At 36.9% G+C, this 21,051-nt stretch carries 9 protein-coding genes and 1 other RNA gene; 7 read left to right on the top strand and 3 right to left on the bottom strand.

The window, feature by feature from the left end; translation table 11 throughout:
• Positions 1–54: 54 nt before the first annotated feature.
• On the bottom strand, positions 55–1,257 hold the full coding sequence (locus OD90_RS12625) for an NAD(P)-dependent oxidoreductase (protein WP_144669513.1): 1,203 nt from the start codon (positions 1,255–1,257) through the stop codon (positions 55–57).
• A gap of 176 nt (positions 1,258–1,433) precedes the next feature.
• Between OD90_RS12625 and ssrA the strand changes: the two genes are divergently transcribed.
• Positions 1,434–1,833: a transfer-messenger RNA gene (gene ssrA / locus OD90_RS12620) on the top strand.
• A gap of 340 nt (positions 1,834–2,173) precedes the next feature.
• On the opposite strand, the gene OD90_RS12615 is transcribed toward ssrA, so the two are convergent.
• On the bottom strand, positions 2,174–2,650 hold the full coding sequence (locus OD90_RS12615) for a ferritin-like domain-containing protein (RefSeq protein WP_144669512.1): 477 nt from the start codon (positions 2,648–2,650) through the stop codon (positions 2,174–2,176).
• A gap of 43 nt (positions 2,651–2,693) precedes the next feature.
• On the bottom strand, positions 2,694–3,092 hold the full coding sequence (locus OD90_RS12610) for a VOC family protein (protein ID WP_144669511.1): 399 nt from the start codon (positions 3,090–3,092) through the stop codon (positions 2,694–2,696).
• Positions 3,093–3,580: 488 nt separating this feature from the next.
• Between OD90_RS12610 and OD90_RS12605 the strand changes: the two genes are divergently transcribed.
• The 6 genes from OD90_RS12605 to OD90_RS12580 are packed head-to-tail and all read left to right on the top strand — an operon-like array spanning position 3,581 to position 21,042.
• The gene (locus tag OD90_RS12605; protein WP_144669510.1) at positions 3,581–6,073 is read left to right on the top strand and encodes a hypothetical protein; all 2,493 of its coding nucleotides are present in this window, start codon (positions 3,581–3,583) and stop codon (positions 6,071–6,073) included.
• 9 nt (positions 6,074–6,082) lie between these two features.
• Positions 6,083–12,142: a fibronectin type III domain-containing protein gene (locus OD90_RS12600; protein WP_144669509.1), complete on the top strand. Its 6,060-nt coding sequence runs from the start codon at positions 6,083–6,085 to the stop codon at positions 12,140–12,142.
• Positions 12,143–12,145: 3 nt separating this feature from the next.
• A complete protein-coding gene (locus OD90_RS12595) occupies positions 12,146–12,700 on the top strand; it encodes a hypothetical protein (protein WP_144669508.1) in 555 nt (184 codons plus the stop codon).
• A complete protein-coding gene (locus OD90_RS12590) occupies positions 12,697–17,604 on the top strand; it encodes a hypothetical protein (RefSeq protein ID WP_144669507.1) in 4,908 nt (1,635 codons plus the stop codon). The genes OD90_RS12595 and OD90_RS12590 overlap by 4 nt, the downstream gene beginning before the upstream one ends.
• A gap of 4 nt (positions 17,605–17,608) precedes the next feature.
• The gene (locus OD90_RS12585) at positions 17,609–19,681 is read left to right on the top strand and encodes a fibronectin type III domain-containing protein (protein WP_144669506.1); all 2,073 of its coding nucleotides are present in this window, start codon (positions 17,609–17,611) and stop codon (positions 19,679–19,681) included.
• 35 nt (positions 19,682–19,716) lie between these two features.
• The gene (locus OD90_RS12580; RefSeq protein WP_144669505.1) at positions 19,717–21,042 is read left to right on the top strand and encodes a SprB repeat-containing protein; all 1,326 of its coding nucleotides are present in this window, start codon (positions 19,717–19,719) and stop codon (positions 21,040–21,042) included.
• Positions 21,043–21,051 lie beyond the last annotated feature (9 nt).

Below are 21,051 nucleotides of genomic sequence, written 5' to 3'. Positions count from 1 at the left end.
ATGTAAGATTTCCACACCACACAAGTCATGAAGATAATCAAAAACTAAGGCGCACTACTTGCCATCTACATATCCTTGTAAATAGGAATACCTAGGCGTAAGCTTTCCATTCTTAGTCATCAATGCTCTTTCTAATACACCGTCTTCATCTCCATTAAAAAAAGCAGGAATTACATGCTCTAAAAACATCTCACCAAATCCTTCACTTGCATCTCTTGGGAGTTCACAAGGTAGATTATCTACCGCCATAACGGCAATTACTCCTTCTTTCGTATAATTATCTTCTTTTTCGGTAAGAGGATTATATCCATAAAAAGGATCTGCAATGGTGGAGGGTTTAATCGTGCTGGCTACTGGACCGTTTATGTCACAAGAAACATCTGCAATTACTTGAATATTGAAGTTAGGGTCTTTTGCTTGTTCTCTAGTAAAAAGATAAGGAGCTCCATCCCCATAAAAGTGACCAGCAATAAAATAATCTGTCACTTGGGCAAACTTCATAAAGTCACTTTTATAACCAGAGGGATCCTTATAAAATTCATATTTATCTCCTATAGCACCATCTATTCGTTTATTATAATCTAATACGTCAATGTGACAATATACAGGGTATTCAAAATCATTAGACAGATAGTCTGCTATGGTAACTTCCCTAATTTGTAGATGATCAAGAATTTCTTTTGCCCCCATCGCTACTTTTCCAGAGCCTGTAAGGCAAATTTTAATTTTAGGAAGTGCTAATTTATCTAGCTCTTTTTTAACGGCATTCAGGTCTGAGAGTTCTTCCACTTTAGGGAGGTCAAATAATAGATTTCTTTTACCCAACAATCTAAAACCATTATAAGCTCCTACTAATCCGGCATATCGACCAAAACCTATAAGCCTTGAAGAATTTTCTGAAGTAATAACCTCGTGATCGTAAAGCTCAATGTTTTTTTCTAAAACAGCTTGTAACAAAGCTCTATTGTATGGTTGCTTCTTAATTGTATGGCTAAAGAAAAAATATTTTTTATCGGGGATGAGTGCATCTATCGGGACTTCCTTTACACCAATCAGGACATCAGCCTTTGATACATCTTTTGTGACTTTAAAACCGTTTAGTCTATATAGATCGTTAGGAAAAATACGTATATCAGAAGATTCTACTATAAACTTTGCTTTTGAGAACTGTTCTCTAGCCTCCGCTAGCTTTTCTGGTGAAAAAACTACACGGCGATCTGGTGGATTTTTACGTTCTTTAATGATAGCAAATTTCATATGTCTGAGATTTCTTTTATAGGTGTATTAATTGGTATACCTTTTGCGTTTTATTAAGAGCAAATATAACGTTTAGTAGTATATTTGTTGTTCCGCTTTCGCGAAAGCGAAGTTCTGTTTATTTTGAGTTCTTTAATAAGTCTTTAAAATAGCAAGAATAGGAAATTTACACTTTTGGGGTCGACTGGTTTTGACAGCGAGATCAATAGTATTGTAAGCGTGTCGAGCGCTGGAAAATAGCTCGTAAATCTCATATTTCATCTTTTTTAAACGGCGAGAATAACTACGCCCTAGCTGCATAATCTGAATTATAGTAAGATTACGCCTCGGTCTACAAGGTAGACAAGCAGGAAGTCACTCGAGAGCCTTGGTTTACGGCAATCGATATAGTGACTTCGTAAAAGTAAACCTATCTCTTATAGGGCTTTGATATAAGAGAGAAACTTAATTGAAGATAAGAAGTGCGTTGGTAGTTTCTAACCGGCAAGCTTTCGAAAATTTAATTTGAAACTACACACGTAGAAAGCAGTAGTATTGCTTGTTTGGACGAGGGTTCGAATCCCTCCGACTCCACTTCACACCCGTCCTTGGACGGGTGTTCTTGTATCCGGGGGATTTGCCCAACGCTACCACTCGCTCCTTGCTAAAAATGTCTCCCAGACATTTTCTTGACGCTAGGCCGTCTCCGACTCCACTTTTTAAAGCCTAATGCCTTCATGATTACGGAGTTGTTAGTTTTGTATATTCTAAATTTTTAAAATATAGACAAATTTTTCACTCCGTATTATTTTGCCATAGTGAATACATATCTCTTACAAAAGTTAGAATGATAAGGTGAAACAATTATAATATGGACCTTTATTTCATAAAAAAACCTCCATTAAAAAGGAGGTTTTTTATGAAATATTATAGTTCACTATACAATATCTTCAAGATATTTGATTTCAGAAAGCGTCTCTTCCACCTTAAACATTTGATTGGTCACTGTAGCTGTAATATTTTCTGGTAAACGGGTATCTTCAAGAAATTCTTTGTATTCTTCAACACTTGCTTTTTCCCCTCGTATACACTCCTCAAGAATCCCTTCATCTGAGTTTGAGCTAAAAGCATCCACAAGATTCATCCAAGTTCTATGCAACACTCCAGTAGTGCTCCCAGATGTTTTAGGAGTTTCATTTAAGCCTAAGACGGTATTGCTTAATTCTTGAGCAAAGCCATTTCTTAGTACCGCCCTATTATTCAAGTATTTTTTCAACTCCATATTATCTGCTTTCTCCATAGCTTTTTTGTAACCTTCCTCTGCGTCGTAATTTTTTTCAATCAGATTTTGAAGATTATCTACTAACTTTTTATGTTCATCTTCTTGTGCTATTTCTACTACTGTCTTTTCCATACTATTTTTATTATTTAATTAATCTAAAAATGATTTTGTAATATTATTTTGCGTTAATCATCCACATGACGTCAAATTGATCTGAACATCTTCCATAATATTCTCCCCAACTTGAGCCTTGCATAGGTGAATGCACCGTTCCAGATTTAGATAAAGCATTAAAAATTTCATCTGCCTTCTCTTTAGAATCAAGATCTATACTCATGCAAATATTACTTCCATTATTGATAGGAGTATCTGGTGAGGCATCATAGCCCATAAAGTGAACACCTGATCCTTTTAATTCAATATGCTGAATCTTATCTCTGTAGTGCTCTGGAATGTCTTGTCCCTTTCCTTCCCAAGTCTCTTTATTTTGTAAAGAACCTCCAAAAAGGTTTTTGTAGAAATTAAATGCTTGTTCACATGCCCCCGAAAAAGCTAAATATGCTTGAATTTTCATAATAGTTATATTGGTTATTAGTTATTAAAATTTTCTATTCCCTAACAGAAATAGAAGGCTCTATAATAAGCTTCATCAAGTTATATGATGTTGCTTTTACAAAGTACTTAAACAACACGCTATTATGCTCCCTATAAAATTGTAATACTATGTTACCATTATCTTAAAGACTTATTCATATCTAATAAAACTTCCTGATAATTTGATATCAAACTAACTACTGCGTAAAACATTGGACATCTATAGATAGCAAATCTATTAACGTCATAAATAAAATATAGCAATAATTTTTGAAGGATAATTATACCAAAAATCAATCTTATCATTCAAGAGAAGAGTATTTCATACTGCATAAACTGTTTGTACACATTAAACTTAGATGAGATTGCTAAAATTTGTTTATATGTACTTGTAAATAAATAAAATAAATTTTTGTTTTAACATTTTTTAACAATACTTTTGGCGCTTAATTTAGAGATCCCTATACTTTGACAAAAGCTTATTTCCTCCTACTCTCTGTGTTTATAGTTACAGTTTATAACTTATCTGCACAAGATCTTACTCAAATAGGGAAGGCTAGACTCTTTACGCTTGGAGGTGGTGTCTCTGCAAACTCTGTATTTTATGATGGTGAGAGTGAACGCGATCCTTTTACATATGTACTTAATGGAAATCTCAACCTAAATATAAGCGGTATTTATAATGTTCCGATATCGTTTGCGTACTCTAATCAAGAATTCAATTATAGTCAGCCATTTAAATTTAATAGACTCAGTTTAAATCCATCTTACAAGTGGATTACTGCACATATAGGTGATGTTGCGATGACATTTTCGCCTTACACACTTAGCGGGCATCAATTTAGTGGGCTTGGTCTTGACGCAACTCCAACTTCTAATTTAAAAATTAGTACGATGTACGGACGTTTGATCCGTCCTAACGAATATGACCTAGAAGACCCACAGTCAATTCCTGCCTATAAACGAATAGGCTATGGTTTAAAAACTGCATACGGTTTTGAGAAATATTCCTTAGGTCTTACTGTCTTTGCTGCAAAAGATGATGAAAATTCTATAGAAAATCCATTTCCTGTAGAAACAGGCGTAAATCCACAGGAAAATCTTGTGGTAAGTATAGATGGAAAAGTAAATCTTTTTGGAAACACGATCTTAACTGCAGAGTATGCCACCTCTGGATTAACAGCAGACGCAAGAGCAAGTGGAACCCCTGAGAATAGCGGACCTGTAAATATCTTTTTTAAAGGAAATGCTACGACACAATACTACAACGCTTTTAATGTGCAAGTAGCTACAAGTATTGGTAACGGAAGTGTGGGCGCTACTTATGAACGTATAGACCCAAACTATAAAACGCTAGGGGCTTATTTTTTCAACAATGATTTAGAAAATATCGCAGTAAATGCGTCACAATCTATTTTTAATAATGCTGTAAACGTGGCCGTTAATGCTGGTTTACAAAGAGACAATTTAGATAAATCAAAAACCTCAGAATTACAGCGCGTGGTCGCAGCTGTAAATGTAAGTGTAAAAGCATCTGATAAATTAAATATCAATAGCTCCTACTCTAACTTTCAAAGTGTTACTAACATTAGAGACCAGTTTGACTACATAAACGCCGTAACTCCTTTTGATAATATAGATACCTTAAATTTTAGACAGTTGTCTCGCAGTGCGACTTTAAATATGACGTACGCCATATCAAAAACAAAAACACGAGTACAAAACGCAAGCATAAATCTATCGTTACAAGACACAGAAGATCTACAAGAACAATTTCTTTCTGGCAATCAAAGTACTATAGGCGCTACTACATTTTACAATACGGGTGGTAACTATTCCCTTAGTTTTGTACCCATAGACTTAAGTATCACTGCGGGAATTAATGCCTCTTTTAATAAAACGCTAGATACAGATAATACAGTAATTGGCCCCACATTAGCAATATCCAAGTTGTTTTTTGACAAAAAGCTCCGCTCTTCTTTTGCGGCTTCTTACAATCAAAGCAGTGCAAATGGAGCATTACAAAATACAATCTTTAACGTTAGACTTAATGCAGGCTATCAGCTGTTTGAGAAGCATCAGTTTAATCTCAGTCTTCTCTCTCTTTTTAGAAATAACGCGATCGCTACTAGTGACCCTATTGCAAATGATTTTACTGCAACCATAGGGTATAACTACTCCTTCTCCACAGGTGGAAAAAAGCAAAACAATACCGGCGCACCCTCCCGTAATAAGACATTGGCTGATTATACTATCATACAGTTTAGAGCAAACGGAACGATCTATGAAGGGGATGCTATTTCTTTAGATAAGCAATTTATTGCGCTTAAAGATGACGCCTATTTCAACATAGCACCTTCAAGTGCCTTGGGTAAGGTGAATAGCGCACAACTAAAAATGCTTGACCTTAAAACGGCAGATGATAAAGATCTTAAAGATGCTGCATTAGATTACTTAGAGGAGGTTGAGGCGTATAACGCTTTCGCGAAAGCGTACGATCAAGCCTTACTTATAGCGATAAAGGATTTAACTAGAGATGCCACCAGATCTGACAGTGGTATTGAGAAAAAATATACCACCGCACTCGGGACTATTATGAGTTCTGAATATAAAGGTATAGAGCCATCGACTATTGAAAATAAAAATACTGTAAATTACAAAGCTTATACCAATCTATATAAGAGATATTTAATGCACCGCAAAGGCTTTATAAATCACCGCTATATGCTAGAGCACACAAGCCAAATACGAACGCCTAAGGATCTCAAAAAAGAACCACAGCTACAGCAGTTTAAGAAAGAACAGATAAAAAAGGTTTATGATGCCTACAGTAACATTGCACAAAATCCAACTTCCATAAGTAAATTACTTACGGTAGATCTCATATTATATTATCAAAATCTAGCAAATTCATTTGCAAATGAAGAGGCGTACACCTTGAAATATCTCTCACAAAACTAACGTGTCACTATGAAGCAACAATTACTACATCTCTTCTTCTTGCTTTTTACAGCGCAACTTTTACTAGCGCAACAATTTCCTGTGCAGGTGATCCCGCAAACTATCCCGCCCAGACCTGTACTGTTATCTGATTATGCAAATGAAGCATCTATTAATGATAAGGTACGTGTACAATTTATCTTAAACGATCTTACAGAGCTCAATCGAGAGGTACGACTTAAAATTTTTATCTCTGGGCAAGGCATCAATGCGCAAAGCAATGATGTTGTGGTAGGTGCAAATCCTATTTTTTTAGAAGGTGGTGTTACTACAACGCTTGGCACTCGAGAGCTAGCCCCCTACTTTAGTTTTCAGAATTTACAAGGAATTTCTCCATCTGTATATGGAAGCGCGCTACCTGAAGGCCCATATAGTATTTGTTTTGAAGTCTATGACCTATTTACAGGAAACAAAGTTTCTTCAAAGACCTGTACTAATTTTGTGCTCTTTGATAATGATCCGCCACTGCTTAATCTTCCTTTAAATGCAGCTGGCATTCAAGAGATGAATCCGCTTAATATAGTGTTTCAATGGACGCCCAGACATATCAATGTGTCTAATGTACAATATGAGCTTATCATTTCTGAAATTTGGGATCTCAACATTGATCCACAAGCGGCATTTTTATCCTCACCACCTATTTTTCAGACCACCACCCAGCAAACTACCTTTATCTATGATGGTTTACAGCCATCACTCATCCCTGGCAAGCGCTATGGATGGCGTGTGCGTGCCTTTGCTACGGTAGGCATAGAAGAAATAGGACTTTTTACTAACAATGGTTTTAGTGAGATCTATTACTTTGACTATCAAACGCAATGCGATGCGCCCCTGTTTCCAGAGGTAGAAGAATTAACAAATCGCAGTGCAAAAATCGCTTGGCAAGGTAATTTTGATCATCTTGATTATACCCTACAGTATCGAGAGAAAAACGCAAGTTCAGACTGGTATGATGTCACTACGCCACGTGAGTATGCGACCGTAAATGATCTCAAAGCTGAAACCACCTATGAGTTCAAAGTTAGAGGCAACTGTACATTTGGCAGCTATGGAGAGACACTTGTATATGAGTTAACCACCTTATCTGAGGCCGCGTCTGCCTATCAAGGATGTGCGATCGAGCCAGATCCTATCCAGCTGGAGAATCAAGAGGTATTACCTGAATTGTTTATAAATGATCAATTTACAGCAGGTGACTTCCCGGTTACCGTGCTTCAAGTAGATAACGCTACGGCTCCCTTTAGCGGAGGTGGGTATGTTGTAGTACCGTGGCTAGGAGACACAAAAATTTCAGTTGCTTTTGAGGGCATACAGATCAATACAGATATGCAACTCCTATCTGGTAATGTAGAAACGACTTATGATGCAGATTGGGGTAATGTCCAATTTATAGATGATGTTTTTGAAGTTTTTGAAGGCGATAATGATTTAGATAATATTACCGTCGAGTTTGATATACCTTCAGATAACTACGAAGCGTACATTGAAGTAAATAATGATGGTACAATCACTATTACAGATCCTAATACCAATGTAAGTATTACCTATCCTGGAGGAGATGACGTACAGATTGTAGATAATAACCCAGGTGGACCTAATGACATATTTATTGTTGACGAGGATGGAAATGTTACCTATGGCGGCACAGAGGCAGAAGGCGGAGCGTTAGACACACAAAACACCCCTGGTTTTGACCTTAATGGAACGATTACACAACTCTCAGCTCCTGGTATAAAAGTTTTATTTAATGAAGACCCACAGTATAAATATGGGTACGATAAAGTTCCAGAAGGACAGTACAGTTCCTTGAGCAGTGTGTATGATCGTATTCAGGATGCAGCAGGTGCTCCTTATGACATTATACATAAAGCGGTTAAGAAAGATAATTCTGAAACAATTAGGGCTACTGTCAATACAGATAATGATAGTTTATATGATCGTTTATTGTTCAAAACTGAGACAGGGCGCCTTATAGAACACACACGTATAGGGCAATCAAATGTATTAGATCTTGAAGCAAATGGGCTATTTACCTTTGAAAATGAGCTCGTTTACGCGACTTTAAAAGCAGACACTACACAAGCCAATCCACAACAAACGGTGGCGGGTACCTTTAGGCTATGGCATCTTGCCGAGCGTGAAGCAAATATTACCGTAGTGAGAGTTAATGAGGCACAATTACCGGCAAACTATGAGCAAGGACTTACCAATATTTACGGGAAGGCAGCAATTAACTTTACGTATGCTCCTGTTATTAATTTTAATATAACACCAGAAAAATACGGAGGTGATACTACATTGGAAGTTGGAGAGAGCGGTATGTTAAGTACATACACCGCTGAGCAAAACCAAATCATTAGTGAATTTAAAGCCTCCCATAGCTACGATGTAAATACGTATTACTTATTCGTTTTTGGGAATGATATACAACCTAATCGCCCTATTGACGGTTTTATGCCTTTGCGTAGGCAGTACGGATTTATATTTAATACTCCAGATAACATACCTACAGAAGAAGGGATTAGTAACCGTGTAAAACTCATGGCGCACGAGCTAGGTCACGGTATTTTCGGACTAGAGCATCCGTTTACGCAGTTTGACCCTGCACTCGAAAAGCAAACGGATTGGGTGATGGACTATGCTGATGGTACACGTCTCGTTCATACTGACTGGGCGCAAATGCATAATCCAGGATTTAATTTTTATTTGTTTCAAGATGATGAGGATGGGGAGTTCGCAGGAAAGTATGCAATAACTCCAGATTTCAAATTTGTATTCATTCAAGATTCAAAAACATTATATCATCAAAATTTAACCTCGGGAATTGATATCATATCAGGGACCTTACCTGGATTTATAGCAAATAGAGGACTTGACAGTGAAAAAAAATACACTTGGAATTTCACTAAAAATAAGTATACCAATGTCAATGATGATAATGACATTTACGTGGTAGAAACTAAAACAACTCTATCAAGTAACAGCAAGATTAATCTCTTATATAATTTATCATCAGACTGCGGAAGGAAAGCTTATATAACTTTAACATATGGTGAGGCTAGTCAAACTTTTCAGTATTTGACAAGTGGGGCTTCCGAATTTGATAAAGAAGAAGCGATTAATAATCTAATCGCGAGTAATACTAGTAAAGCTGAAGCTGTAAACTGTGGCGGCTCTGAAGAAGCAACAAAAGACTGGAATTCAATACCATTAGATTGCTCTCTACCTGAAAATAGTAACGTAGTGTATGAGAAAACTCAAATTATTGAAAATATTAATTTGAGTGTACAGACTCCTGCAGAAGTGCGTGATATTTTAAGAGCAAACTATTCTGCTTGCGTATTTCCTTTGATATCAATATCTACTCGTTTGGCTATTTTAGACAAATTAATGACTGGCGATGATGAAGTTTGGCAATTTGAAAAAGATCTTTTTATAGATGATGTCTTTTACTTAGATAATTTAATTCTATCCACTCCTATTTCCGATAGAGTAACTCTTTTAACCCACATCAAAAATGACAACTATAATTGGATTCAACAATTGTTTAATGAAGCAAATCCCAATGACGTCCTTAATAACGATGTAGATTTTAGTGAAATAACTTCTCTTTTTCTGAAATTAGGCAAATGGGCGTGGGATGCAAATAAGAACAGTGGTTTTGATTTACAGAAAAATCAAAAACAAATTAATTTGAGTGGTACCATTCAAAACTACTATCCGGGGGAACAACCGTTCTTAATTGGCACAGATAACACCGCGATATCTTACACTATTAACGGACTAGATTACAACATCATAAATACTAGTGTAGATGTAGCTGATGGGAAGGTTATTTTAAAAAATAAATATACAGATTCTGTAGGCACAGATAATTATTATAGTCCATATGGAGGTGGGTATGTTACAGTTTATGGTGATATTTTTAATTATGATGAATCTTATAATCCCTTTGAACCAGTAACTATAATTACTGGTAATGACAATAAATTTGATTTAGAAGTTGGGAAAGAATATGTAGTTCCAGCTATATATGCCTTATCATTACAAGGTACTCTTGAAGCAGAAGCTAAAGAATTAATGTTACGTCAAATTGGAAATGCAACATTAATAGTGACTGGAGTACTTGCAGCACCATTCTCTGGAGGAACATCACTCACCGCTGTTGCTGCTACAATAACAACAGCAGGTGTAGTTGTTGGAACAATAGATGCATATGTAACCTCTGAGATTAGTGCACAAAGAATCAACCCAGATTCAGAACTATACAAAACATGGAATGACTTCTATACAGTGTATACCTTAGTTGAGGCAGGCACAAATGTAACCAACTTAGGAGTTAAAAGCTTTACAAGTTTATCCAAAGTAAATCTATCAAAAGGTCTACTAAAACTTCAAAACTTAACTCAATCAGGTAGTTTCATTGCAAATCAATTAGACAATTTTAAAGCTGCCGCTGGGGGAGCATCGATTGATGTAATGCAAATGACTAAACTCACGAATTATTTCAAGGTTTCAGCTCAACTTAGTGCAAGGTTTAAGAGTGCAGTCGCGGGAACTCTCTTAGCTATAAATGTCTCTGCTAATAATTTACCAGATGTTTTTACACTTACAAAAACCGCAAATCAAGTCGAATGGGTTGCTAAAGTTTCCAGTGGTCTAACCAACCTTTCTCAGGATGCAGCCATGGCATTAACGAACAATACCTCTAAAATCACACAGAACATTGCTAAACAACCTACAATTAAGATAAAGACTTCCCCTTCATCTGCCTTTCAAAACGGTAAAGTAGGTACCGTCCTTGATAATATCAATGACGTTGATTACATAATTACGTCTATGTCAATATCGCAGCAGATTATACACGTAATTTCTCAAATGCAAGGGGATAACATTACTCAACTATATATATATGAAGAAAATATTGATGAAAACGATCCAAACAATAAATGTGAATATTGTCCAGACCGCCCAGGAAACCTCTTTAACTCGCAATTATGTGAAAAACTAAATACATTAGTTTCAAATACTAACAAAAGTAATGCAGTACACAGACTATGTTTGGTACCTAATTTAGAGGAGATTGTTGATGAATTACTCACTTATGAAGTTGAAGAGCAAACATTATTCTTAACAGACATTCAAGGTCAAGCTGGTGGCGCGTGTAATTCAGAAAATGAATTATGTATTAATCTTGCATCTTTAACTTTAGCCAGAGTTAAAGCTTGGAAAGTTATTTTAAGTAAGGCACTAGCCAGAAAGAAGAACATATCACTTAATCTTTTTGAGAGAATTAATATTAATAACTATACAACTTTAAAGGATTCTCTCGTGATTAAGTTAGATAGCGATAAATTAATTGATTTCAGTTCTGATTATAATCCTTTAACTAATAGTATTTTATCAGAAATCAACTCAAACAGTAGAATGGTGGCTTCTTGGTTCTATGTTAGTGATTTGACAGGAAAGAGAGAATGGACCAGAACGAGCTTGCCACTGTTACGAAGAATGTCGTCTAAATCAGATCAAATAATGGAAACTGTAGGAAGCTACTACTCCATTCATCAAAAACCTGGTTCCGAAGGTGCTCCTCCTTTTACTCATAATGGGACACCATTTGATAATTTAGGACATCCAAATTTCCAAAATGAAGTCCCTATTATGGCTAATGGCTATGGAAAAATAAGATATAGACCAGATGAACTAAGCGGGCAGAGTCCTTTGACAGGATTTGGTACGGATATGACAGCTGCCAATAATTGGGCTTTTTTACAATACAATCAAAATGGACAAGAAAATTTTAGAAAAATAAGTGGACAATGCGCTATCAAGGATGCTACGTCAATTTATGCTGATTCAGAGGGCTGGGTATTATGTGTTTGGCATCATCATGAAGATGGAAAAACTTTAATACCTGTTCCTATTGAAACACACAATAGGGCTTGTGAAAATGGGTCTTCTCATACGGGAGGCGCTACAATCATAAAAAGTTATACACCTATAATTGGATTTTTTCCATCAAATAATTAGAACATGTTCGAAGGCTTACAACTATTTGAAATCAGAAACACAGTCGATTATGTTTCTGAAAATATTGATCTACCTCCTATATACAAAAATTTTTACGAAAACTTTTTGATAGGTAGGTCAAAATTGAAAAAATTTGAATATCTCGACCCAAGGATGAATATAAAGACTGAGATGTTAGAACAACTTTATACTCCTGATGAGGGCAGGCTTCTCATTTATAATTTTCTTTCATTAAATGAGGGACTAAGCGTATTAAAGATGGCTTTTGATAAGGACGATGAAATTCATGAATTGAAATATATACCCATTGCAGAATGTGCAACTGATCAGTATATATTACTAGGTACAGGTCAAAATAATAAAGACCTAATAGTATTAGAAGATAGGTTTTCTAAACAAAGATTTACTCCGAAAGCTTCCAATATAATTGATTTTGTGAATGATATTAAAATGGTTCATAAAGACTTAATCAATGGAATTCCTGCGAATAAGTTTTACAGAAATCTAACTGAAGATTTTTGGAGAGTAAAGAGTGAAGAAAACGAGTCTGAATTATGAAAAACACTACCCCCATATTTACACTCCTCGCATTCCTAATATGCTCAGTAACCTTTGCCTCAACTGGTAAAGACTCACTAGCTGTTGGGAAACGTACACGTACGTTTGCAACTTCTCCTGTGGTGAGTGCCGCAATCGTTGATGTCAAAACCCCAAGCAAAAAGAAGCCTTCCTCCACAACGACTATGGTGAAGTCTCGTTCTTTTGAGGAGTTAGATAGTCAAATTTCAAAACACTATAAGCACTTACTTAATGATGCAGCTCCAGAGTTTACAGAAGATAACTTATGGGCCTTGACAACTCAAGTACAAGATAGCACGGTAAGTATTGAGCAGCATCTCGCTAAGGCAGAAACCACCTTCCAGGCGCTAGATGAAAGTGGGAATTGGATAGAAACCTTAGAACCCTCAGACCTTGTAGCGTTACCTGTGGGTATACGTAAGACCATTGGCAATGTTCAATATATGGTAGGTATAAGTGGCGCAAACTTTACTGCCGAATATACAGAACTCACGGCATTCGTACGTATTATCTTGCCGCAAGAAGGGGCAGATGGTCATCAAAAACAGTTGTTTTTTGGTGCAAACGACATACGATTATCACACGGTGGAGGTCTTGAAGGAGATACAAATCTTGTCTTATTGGGAGATTTCCCTATTGCTATAAGTGGAGGTCGTGGTGCCATTATTCTTAAAGGTGGTATGAATATGCAGTCTGGAAACGTAGATGATAAGACGTACGTAACTATAGATTGTGATGGCTTTAAAGAACTGGCCGTGCAAGCAGAAGTGCAATTTGCACGTTCTATGATTGTACCTCTCAAACCTGACTACACGGTAGATAATAGTTACTATCCAAACACGCAGTCTACTGCAAATCCACAAGGAATACAAAAGCGTGTGGGTGCAGAATTTAATTTAGTCGTTGGTGATTGGAATGACATTCTTGTAGATATCTCACTACCGAGATTTGCAATCACAGGTTGGGAAAAAGGATTTGTGTTTGAACTAAACACCGCAGTATTTGATTTTAGTGATATCAGAAATAGTGATAATATCACCTGGCCCCCTAATTACCAGCAAGACTACCTAGACGAAGATTTTCCAGAACTCTGGAAAGGCGTCTATATTAACTCCTTAACCATAGCCCTACCCGAACAATTTAAAGCTAAAGGTAGTGATGAACGCATCACCTTAAATGCAACAAATATGCTTATTGATGGCATGGGAGTGTCGGGTGACTTTTCAGTGGATAATGTATTACCATTAGATGAAGGGGTTGCCTCAAAATGGCAATTCTCTGTAGACCATATCGAAGCTTCCTTTATTGCAAATAATTTTACCAAAGCAGAATTTGCTGGGGGGATTGTACTTCCTATATCAAAAGAAGCCGCAGAAGCAGATGCATTAGCACAACAAGAAGCCATAAATAATCCGCAGCCAGTTACACCACCTACCGCAGAAGAGCTTTCTACTCCTAGCAGTACACTAGCACTTTCCTATACAGCAGTCATCAATCCTGCGACAGATGAGTACATTCTTACCGCAAGTCCTACAGAAGCCATACGTTTTAATGTGTGGAAAGCCACAGCAACCATAGCACCTAACTCCTACGTGCGTCTTACAGTTGCTGATAATACATTTAAACCAGAAGCGATGCTTCATGGTAGTATGGGTATCTATGCAGATAATACAGATCCGCCAGGGAATGAATCTTCTGAAACACCCCCAGATACAAATGCTAAAAAAACGGTAGAGTTTGAGGGAGTTGTATTTGAAGGCCTGCACCTAAAAACAGATGCTCCTATTTTTAAAGTAGGATATTTAGGGTATGAAGGTGAAGTTAAAGTAGCCAACTTTCCGATCTCTATTGCAGACATCGAGCTCACCACTACAAACAATACGGCTACGTTGGAGTTCGATTTAATGCTTAACCTGCAGGCAGATGCCTTTGGCGCGTCTACTCGATTGGCTGTTAATGGAACCTTTGGAGAAGAAGAAGGTCTCACCAAATGGAAATATAAGAATATTACTTTTTCAGAAATCGCTATCAATGCAGATATTGGTGGGGCTAAGTTTGAAGGAAGTATTACCCTTATGGATAATGATCCAACTTATGGAGATGGTTTTAAAGGAAATCTAACCGCACGATTTAAAGGATTGGGGTCCGAGGAACTCACCGTAAGTGCAAATGCAATTTTTGGAAAAACAGAATTTAGATATTGGTATGTAGATGCCCTTGTAGATAATCTAAGTATTGAAACCGGTACTGGATTTACTATAAAAGGTTTTGGTGGTGGTGCCTTTTACCGTATGAAGAAAGCTGGTTTTAGTTCTAGTTTTACAGCCTCTGGATCAGAATATGTGCCTGATTTAGATAGCGGACTAGGAATTAAAGCAATGATTCTTTTTGCTACTTCAGGAACTTCAAAAGCCCTGAATGGAGGGGCCGGGTTTGAAATTGCATTTAATAATTCTGGTGGTCTTAACCGCATTAGTATTTATGGAGAAGGACATGTTATGCAAGATTTTGACATACCGAATCCTGCCGCAAAATTGAAAGGAACCTTAGCAGAAGTGGTACAAAATGAAGCAGGATTTTCTGATGACGTTCTAAACCAACTAAAAGAAACAAACTTAGTAGAAGCATCTAAGCAAGTGTATCCTGACAACGTTGCTGGACAAGCCGGTCTAAATGCGTATGCAGCAATAGAATATGACTTTACCACGAGCACGCTACATGGAACATTTGATTTATATATCGACGCTGCAGGAGGTCTCTTTAGAGGTCGTGCCTCTGGTAACCGCGCTGGATGGGCTGTGTTACATTTTGCTCCAAGCACATGGTATGTTCATATGGGAACGCCTACTGACCGGTTAGGTCTTAAAATAGGTATTGGTGGAGCCTCTATCGAAAGTGGTGGTTACTTTATGCTGGGAGATAATATACCCGGTAGTCCAGCTCCCCCAGCAATTGTCGCAGACATATTAGGTGTAGAACTAGCAGAGCTAGATTCTATGCGAGAGGAAAACATGTTAGGTGACGGTCGTGGTTTTGCCTTTGGAGCAGATTTTAGCTTAGATACTGGAGACATAAGTTTTTTAATCTTTTATGCGAGACTTCAGGCTGGTGTTGGATTTGATATCATGGTTAAAGATTATGGAACTGCAGAGTGTGAAGGTAGTGGTCAAATAGGCCTCAATGGATGGTATGCAAACGGACAAGCCTACGCCTATCTTCAAGGAGAACTTGGGGTAAGAGTACGTTTACTCTTTATTAAAAAAGATGTCCCAATAATAAGTGCTGGACTTGCAGTATTGATGCAGGCTAAATTACCTAATCCTGTTTGGTTTCGAGGATATGCTGGTGGGCACTTTAGCGTGCTAGGTGGCCTTGTAAAAGGACGATTTAGAATGAAAGTAGAATTGGGTGAGCAATGTACTTTTGTGAATGGGGCGCCTTTAGGTGGATTGAAAATAATAGCAGATATACAACCCGGTGATAACACCTCAGATGTAGATGTTTTTACCGCACCCCAAGTTGGTTTCAATATGAGAGTGAATCATATTTTTGAACTTGAGGATGAGCAAGGAGTAAAGACCTACCGTATTAAACTCAAAGAGTTTGAGGTAACTGATGCGGGATCTCCAATTGTAGGCGAAATGAGTTGGAACGATACTGGCGACTTACTCACTTTTGCTTCAGAGGACATACTCCCACCTATGACGGATTTACAATTAAAAGTATCTGTTAACTTTGAAGAGCGCACTAATGGGGTATGGAAAGTATTAATGGACAATGGTCAAGAAGCTATAGAAACAGAAATACGTAATTTCACTACAGGAGAAGCTCCTGATTATATCCCCCATGAGAACATTGCTTATATGTATCCTACTATGGATCAAAAATTTGTTCATAAAGATGAGCACGGAGAGGTTTTTGTGAAACTCAAAACGGGCCAAGATTATCTTTTTGAAAACATCGAAGGATTCACTCAAAAAGCCTACTTCATCACTGATCAAGGAAATAGCGAAGTTGCTATTTCATACCGCGGAAGTGATAATAGAGTATACTTGAATATGCCACCCATGAGTAATAATCTTGATTATACTTTAACGATGGTTACAGAACCTACTAATACTGGAAGTCAAGGTAGTCTTGATCAAACCTATTCAGATCAAAACTTAGGAGAAGACACAGAAGTCGAAGTGCTTGAAGTAAGTTTAGGAGAATCTGTCATAAATGCTGAAGCAGTTGAAATTCTTTCATTTGATTTTCATACTAGTGCTTATAGCACTTTTGCGGCAAAACTGGCCTCAAAAGTATATATACAACCTATGGTGGAAATCATCTATTCAGACGTTCATGCACTTCATACAAGATCAAATGAAACAGAACGCTTTGACCTCGAGGAGATTGAAGGTACAGAACTTACTGGATATAAGCCTATGATGCAAATGGAAGCAGATTTAAGTAACAATACATATTATCAAAATGAGATCTATCCTCTGATCTATCAAAATTACCCTATCAATAACTTTACGGTAAATAGAAATGAGTCAGTTTTAGGGGTACCACCTGTAAAGTCAATGGATCTACTTGAATGGTATCCTATTTATACAGTCACAGATCCAAATAATTATTTGTTAAAAGAACGAGTACCTTTTAGATATCTACTACCACTTACCTTCAAACAAGATTTTATTGATATTCAATATAAAGTGGTAAATGCTTATTTGAATAATCCAACAGCCTATGCACAACAAATTTCCCAATATGAATACATTATAAATGGCATATTTCCATATATGAAACAAGGAAATTACAATACTAGGATTAAGTATGTGCTTCCTGATGGAACAATAACTAGTACAACTGATTACAATTACAATAAGCCGAACTAGAAAGATGAAAAATACAATTATTATATTTTCACTCCTTCTCACTCTTACGAGCCAAGGACAGTCTGTGACTGACACACTATTAAAAAGGGAGAATCGTATAGAAGTACTAGCAAGAGTTACCGAGAATGAAGCACTTATACGCTGGGCTCCCACAAAGCCGATATCTTGGAAACAACTTAATAGATATGGATATATATTAGAGCGTTATACAATTATAAGAGATGGAAAAACGCTTGCTCAACCAGAAGCTCGAACGCTTTCTTCTGCTCCTATCGTTCCTCAACCTCTAGCGGCATGGGAATCAATTGTTCAGATTAATGATAATGCAGCTATTGTTGCTCAGGCTATTTATGGAGAAACTTTTGATGTAACGGGAACTGATAAAATAGAATCCATCGTTGCTCTTTCAGAAGATATTGAGCAACGCCACACATTTGCTTTATACACTGCAGATCAAGATTTTAAAGTAGCAGAGATGGCTGGTTTAGGATATAAAGATAATACTGCAGCTCCCAATGAGAAGTATGTGTATCGCGTTATTTCTGCAGTACCAGAGCAAATAAATGACATTCAATACGGTGGTGTTTTTCAAGGATATCAAGATTATGAACCCCTTCCAAAACCTATCGATTTAGTAAGCACATTTACAGATGCAGCGACTTCGCTAAGTTGGAATTTTAAAATACATAAAGATATATTTACTAGTTACAATATAGAAAGAGCTCAAGAGGGAGAAGCTTTTAAAAAAATTAATAAACGACCCTACACACTATTAAATCAAGCTGCAGATGAGCGTACGGGTAGGATCTATTATATGGATTCTATTGCAAATAATAAAGGTTATAAGTATCGTGTACAGGGTATTTCCGTCTTTGGAGAAACGAGTCCTTACTCAGATGAAGCTGGAGGAACGGGTAGAGCCGCTCTTGGCTTCACGCCCTTTCTAACGACTAAAGAATTTCTAGATATCAACACTGTAAAACTCACTTGGGAATTTCCAGAAGAGGCAAATGGTGAGCTCTCAAGCTTTTCGCTTAATAGATCTAATGGCTTGGGAGAGACTCAAGAAGTTTTAATTAAAGACATACCTCCTACTGCTAGGTCCATAAAATATAATAAACTTTTACCCTCTAATTATTTTACAGTAAGCGCTATAGGGAAATATGGCTCGCAAAAAAAGTCATTCCCTATGCTAGTACAGCCAGTAGATTCTATCCCCCCATCTCGACCTATAGGTCTCACTGGTAAAATAGACAGCTCTGGTGTCGTACATATAAAATGGAAGGCAAACACAGATGTAGATATCTTTGGGTACCGCGTTTTTAGAGGGAATCTAGAAAACGAGGAGTATAGTCAAATTACTTCAAAACCTATTTCAACAACAGCCTTCAGAGATTCTGTTTCTATAAAAAATTTAAATAGCAAGGTGTATTATAAAATTGTAGCTATTGATTACCGATATAATCAAAGTGACTATTCAGAACCTCTTGTTCTTAAAAAACCAGATATTATACCCCCTACCTCGCCAGTTTTTAAAACCTTTAAAGTAGATGAACAAAAAATCAATCTTAGCTGGGCAAAGAGCTCTAGCAGAGATGCGGTTACTACGCAGCTGTATAGAAAAGAAAATGATAGCAAAGACTGGCTCCTTGTGTATGAAGGTGAAAATGACATAGAACAATATGTTGACAATGATGGCACTGAGGGCACTCTTTACAGTTATACACTTATAGCTATAGATGAAAGTAAACTCGAGTCCCTACCCTCGCCATCAGTTTCTATAAAAATTCCTAAAAACAATAAAGATAATCAGGTGCGTAATTTTTATGGTGCCGTAAATAAGCAGGATAAATCAATACAATTAAGCTGGTCTTATAGAAGTGACGATATCGTAGAGTTTGAACTATATAAATCAATTACTGGAGAAAAAATGAGACTACTTCGTATCGTTCCAGCAGACATTAGACGTTTAATAGATCCCACGCTTAAAATCAATACGAGTTACACATACGGTATACGTGCAGTTTTTAAAGACGGACGTATTTCTAAACTTAAAAAAATGACTATTAAATATTAGTACGCTTTCGCGAAAGCGTACTCGTAAAGATACCTATGTATAGCTACACTAAAATATTAATCAAGCTTCTATTACTCCTAGCCTTGGGTGAGGCGAATGCACAATACTGGGTGCGTTCTGATATTACTATCGCAGATAGTGACGTTTTAGGTGGTTTTAACACAGAGCTTAAAATAAAAATAAATGGCAATGCTATTATTGATCTGAGTTCTACAACTGATGGTAATATGAATTCTGGAGGTAGAAGGCAAGTTGTCAATAATGCTTTTAACGGATTCTTTCCAAGTCAGGTTCAATTTTATGATTACATCTCAGGTGCTTCCATAGCTCCACCTGATGGAGGGGGAACTAATTCTTGTTATCCAGACGGATTAGGTGGATCTACTACAAATAATGCAAATACCTCAAACAATTTATTTTTGGGGCCTTTTGGAGGAAATGGTGGCACTTATTTTGGGTGTGACGAGATTATAGCCTCTGGTCCAGCTCAATTTTTCCAAGTTTGGCGATTAAATGACCTACCACAACCCGATAAACCCCGATGTATTGATGAAGCAATCTTATTAGATCCTCAAAATTGGGGAGCTTCTATTCGACGTGTTTTGTATAGTACAAATACCATGAGCACCTTTGAATCTATAGAATTTATTTTTCTTGAACCTAGAAGCTCCTATACGGTAGATTTAAACTCGCTTCCTAACCTCAACACACCTGGCATTGTTAGATTTAGACTAGATTATGGAAATGGTGTGTTATCAGATATTGTAACATATACTATTACAAGTTGCTCTCCAGAGATAGTTGGTCAGCCTGAAACAAAACAGACCACTTGTAATTATAGTAATGATGGAGAGTTTACCGTTACATTTGACCGACCACTAGATTTAGATAATGGAGAGCAGCTCACCAATATAGGTGTTTACTCAGCGGGTCCTGATGGTGTTATAAATACGAGTGATGATGTATTTACGAGTGCATCACCACCTACAGCTTCCTACACTGGATCAACCTACACCTATCCCAATCCTTTGCCTGCTGGAGAATACATACTTAGCTATCAAGCAACTAATGCGAGTTCTGATGAATTATCTGATCCGTTTGTAATTAATAACCCTCCGTCTCTAGCGTATACCATCACCGCAACAGATATATCTTGTTTTGAAGAAGATAATGGCACCATCACCATTACAATCGATCCTTCTTATGCTGGTAACACAGGATCTAACCCAACATATTATTATACGATAAATGGAGGTACACCAGTGACTTTTGATACTCACTCAACTACGATAAATTCATTAGGAGTAGGAGTAAGAGAAATTAAAGTTTTTGATTATAAAAACTGTACAGAAAGATTATGATGATAAATT

It is taken from the genome of Dokdonia sp. Hel_I_53 (assembly GCF_007827465.1).
In the GTDB taxonomy this organism is placed as follows: domain Bacteria; phylum Bacteroidota; class Bacteroidia; order Flavobacteriales; family Flavobacteriaceae; genus Dokdonia.
Note: the sequence above shows the minus strand (reverse complement) of the source record. Positions and strands in the feature narration are given on the sequence as shown.

Excerpts from the sequence above, each read along its gene's own strand:
- OD90_RS12625 (WP_144669513.1), bottom strand. The coding sequence starts at position 1,257 with ATGAAATTTGCTATCATTAAAGAACGTAAAAATCCACCAGATCGCCGT.
- OD90_RS12615 (WP_144669512.1), bottom strand. The coding sequence starts at position 2,650 with ATGGAAAAGACAGTAGTAGAAATAGCACAAGAAGATGAACATAAAAAG.
- OD90_RS12610 (WP_144669511.1), bottom strand. The coding sequence starts at position 3,092 with ATGAAAATTCAAGCATATTTAGCTTTTTCGGGGGCATGTGAACAAGCA.
- OD90_RS12600 (WP_144669509.1), top strand. The coding sequence starts at position 6,083 with ATGAAGCAACAATTACTACATCTCTTCTTCTTGCTTTTTACAGCGCAA.
- OD90_RS12595 (WP_144669508.1), top strand. The coding sequence starts at position 12,146 with ATGTTCGAAGGCTTACAACTATTTGAAATCAGAAACACAGTCGATTAT.
- OD90_RS12590 (WP_144669507.1), top strand. The coding sequence starts at position 12,697 with ATGAAAAACACTACCCCCATATTTACACTCCTCGCATTCCTAATATGC.
- OD90_RS12585 (WP_144669506.1), top strand. The coding sequence starts at position 17,609 with ATGAAAAATACAATTATTATATTTTCACTCCTTCTCACTCTTACGAGC.
- OD90_RS12580 (WP_144669505.1), top strand. The coding sequence starts at position 19,717 with ATGTATAGCTACACTAAAATATTAATCAAGCTTCTATTACTCCTAGCC.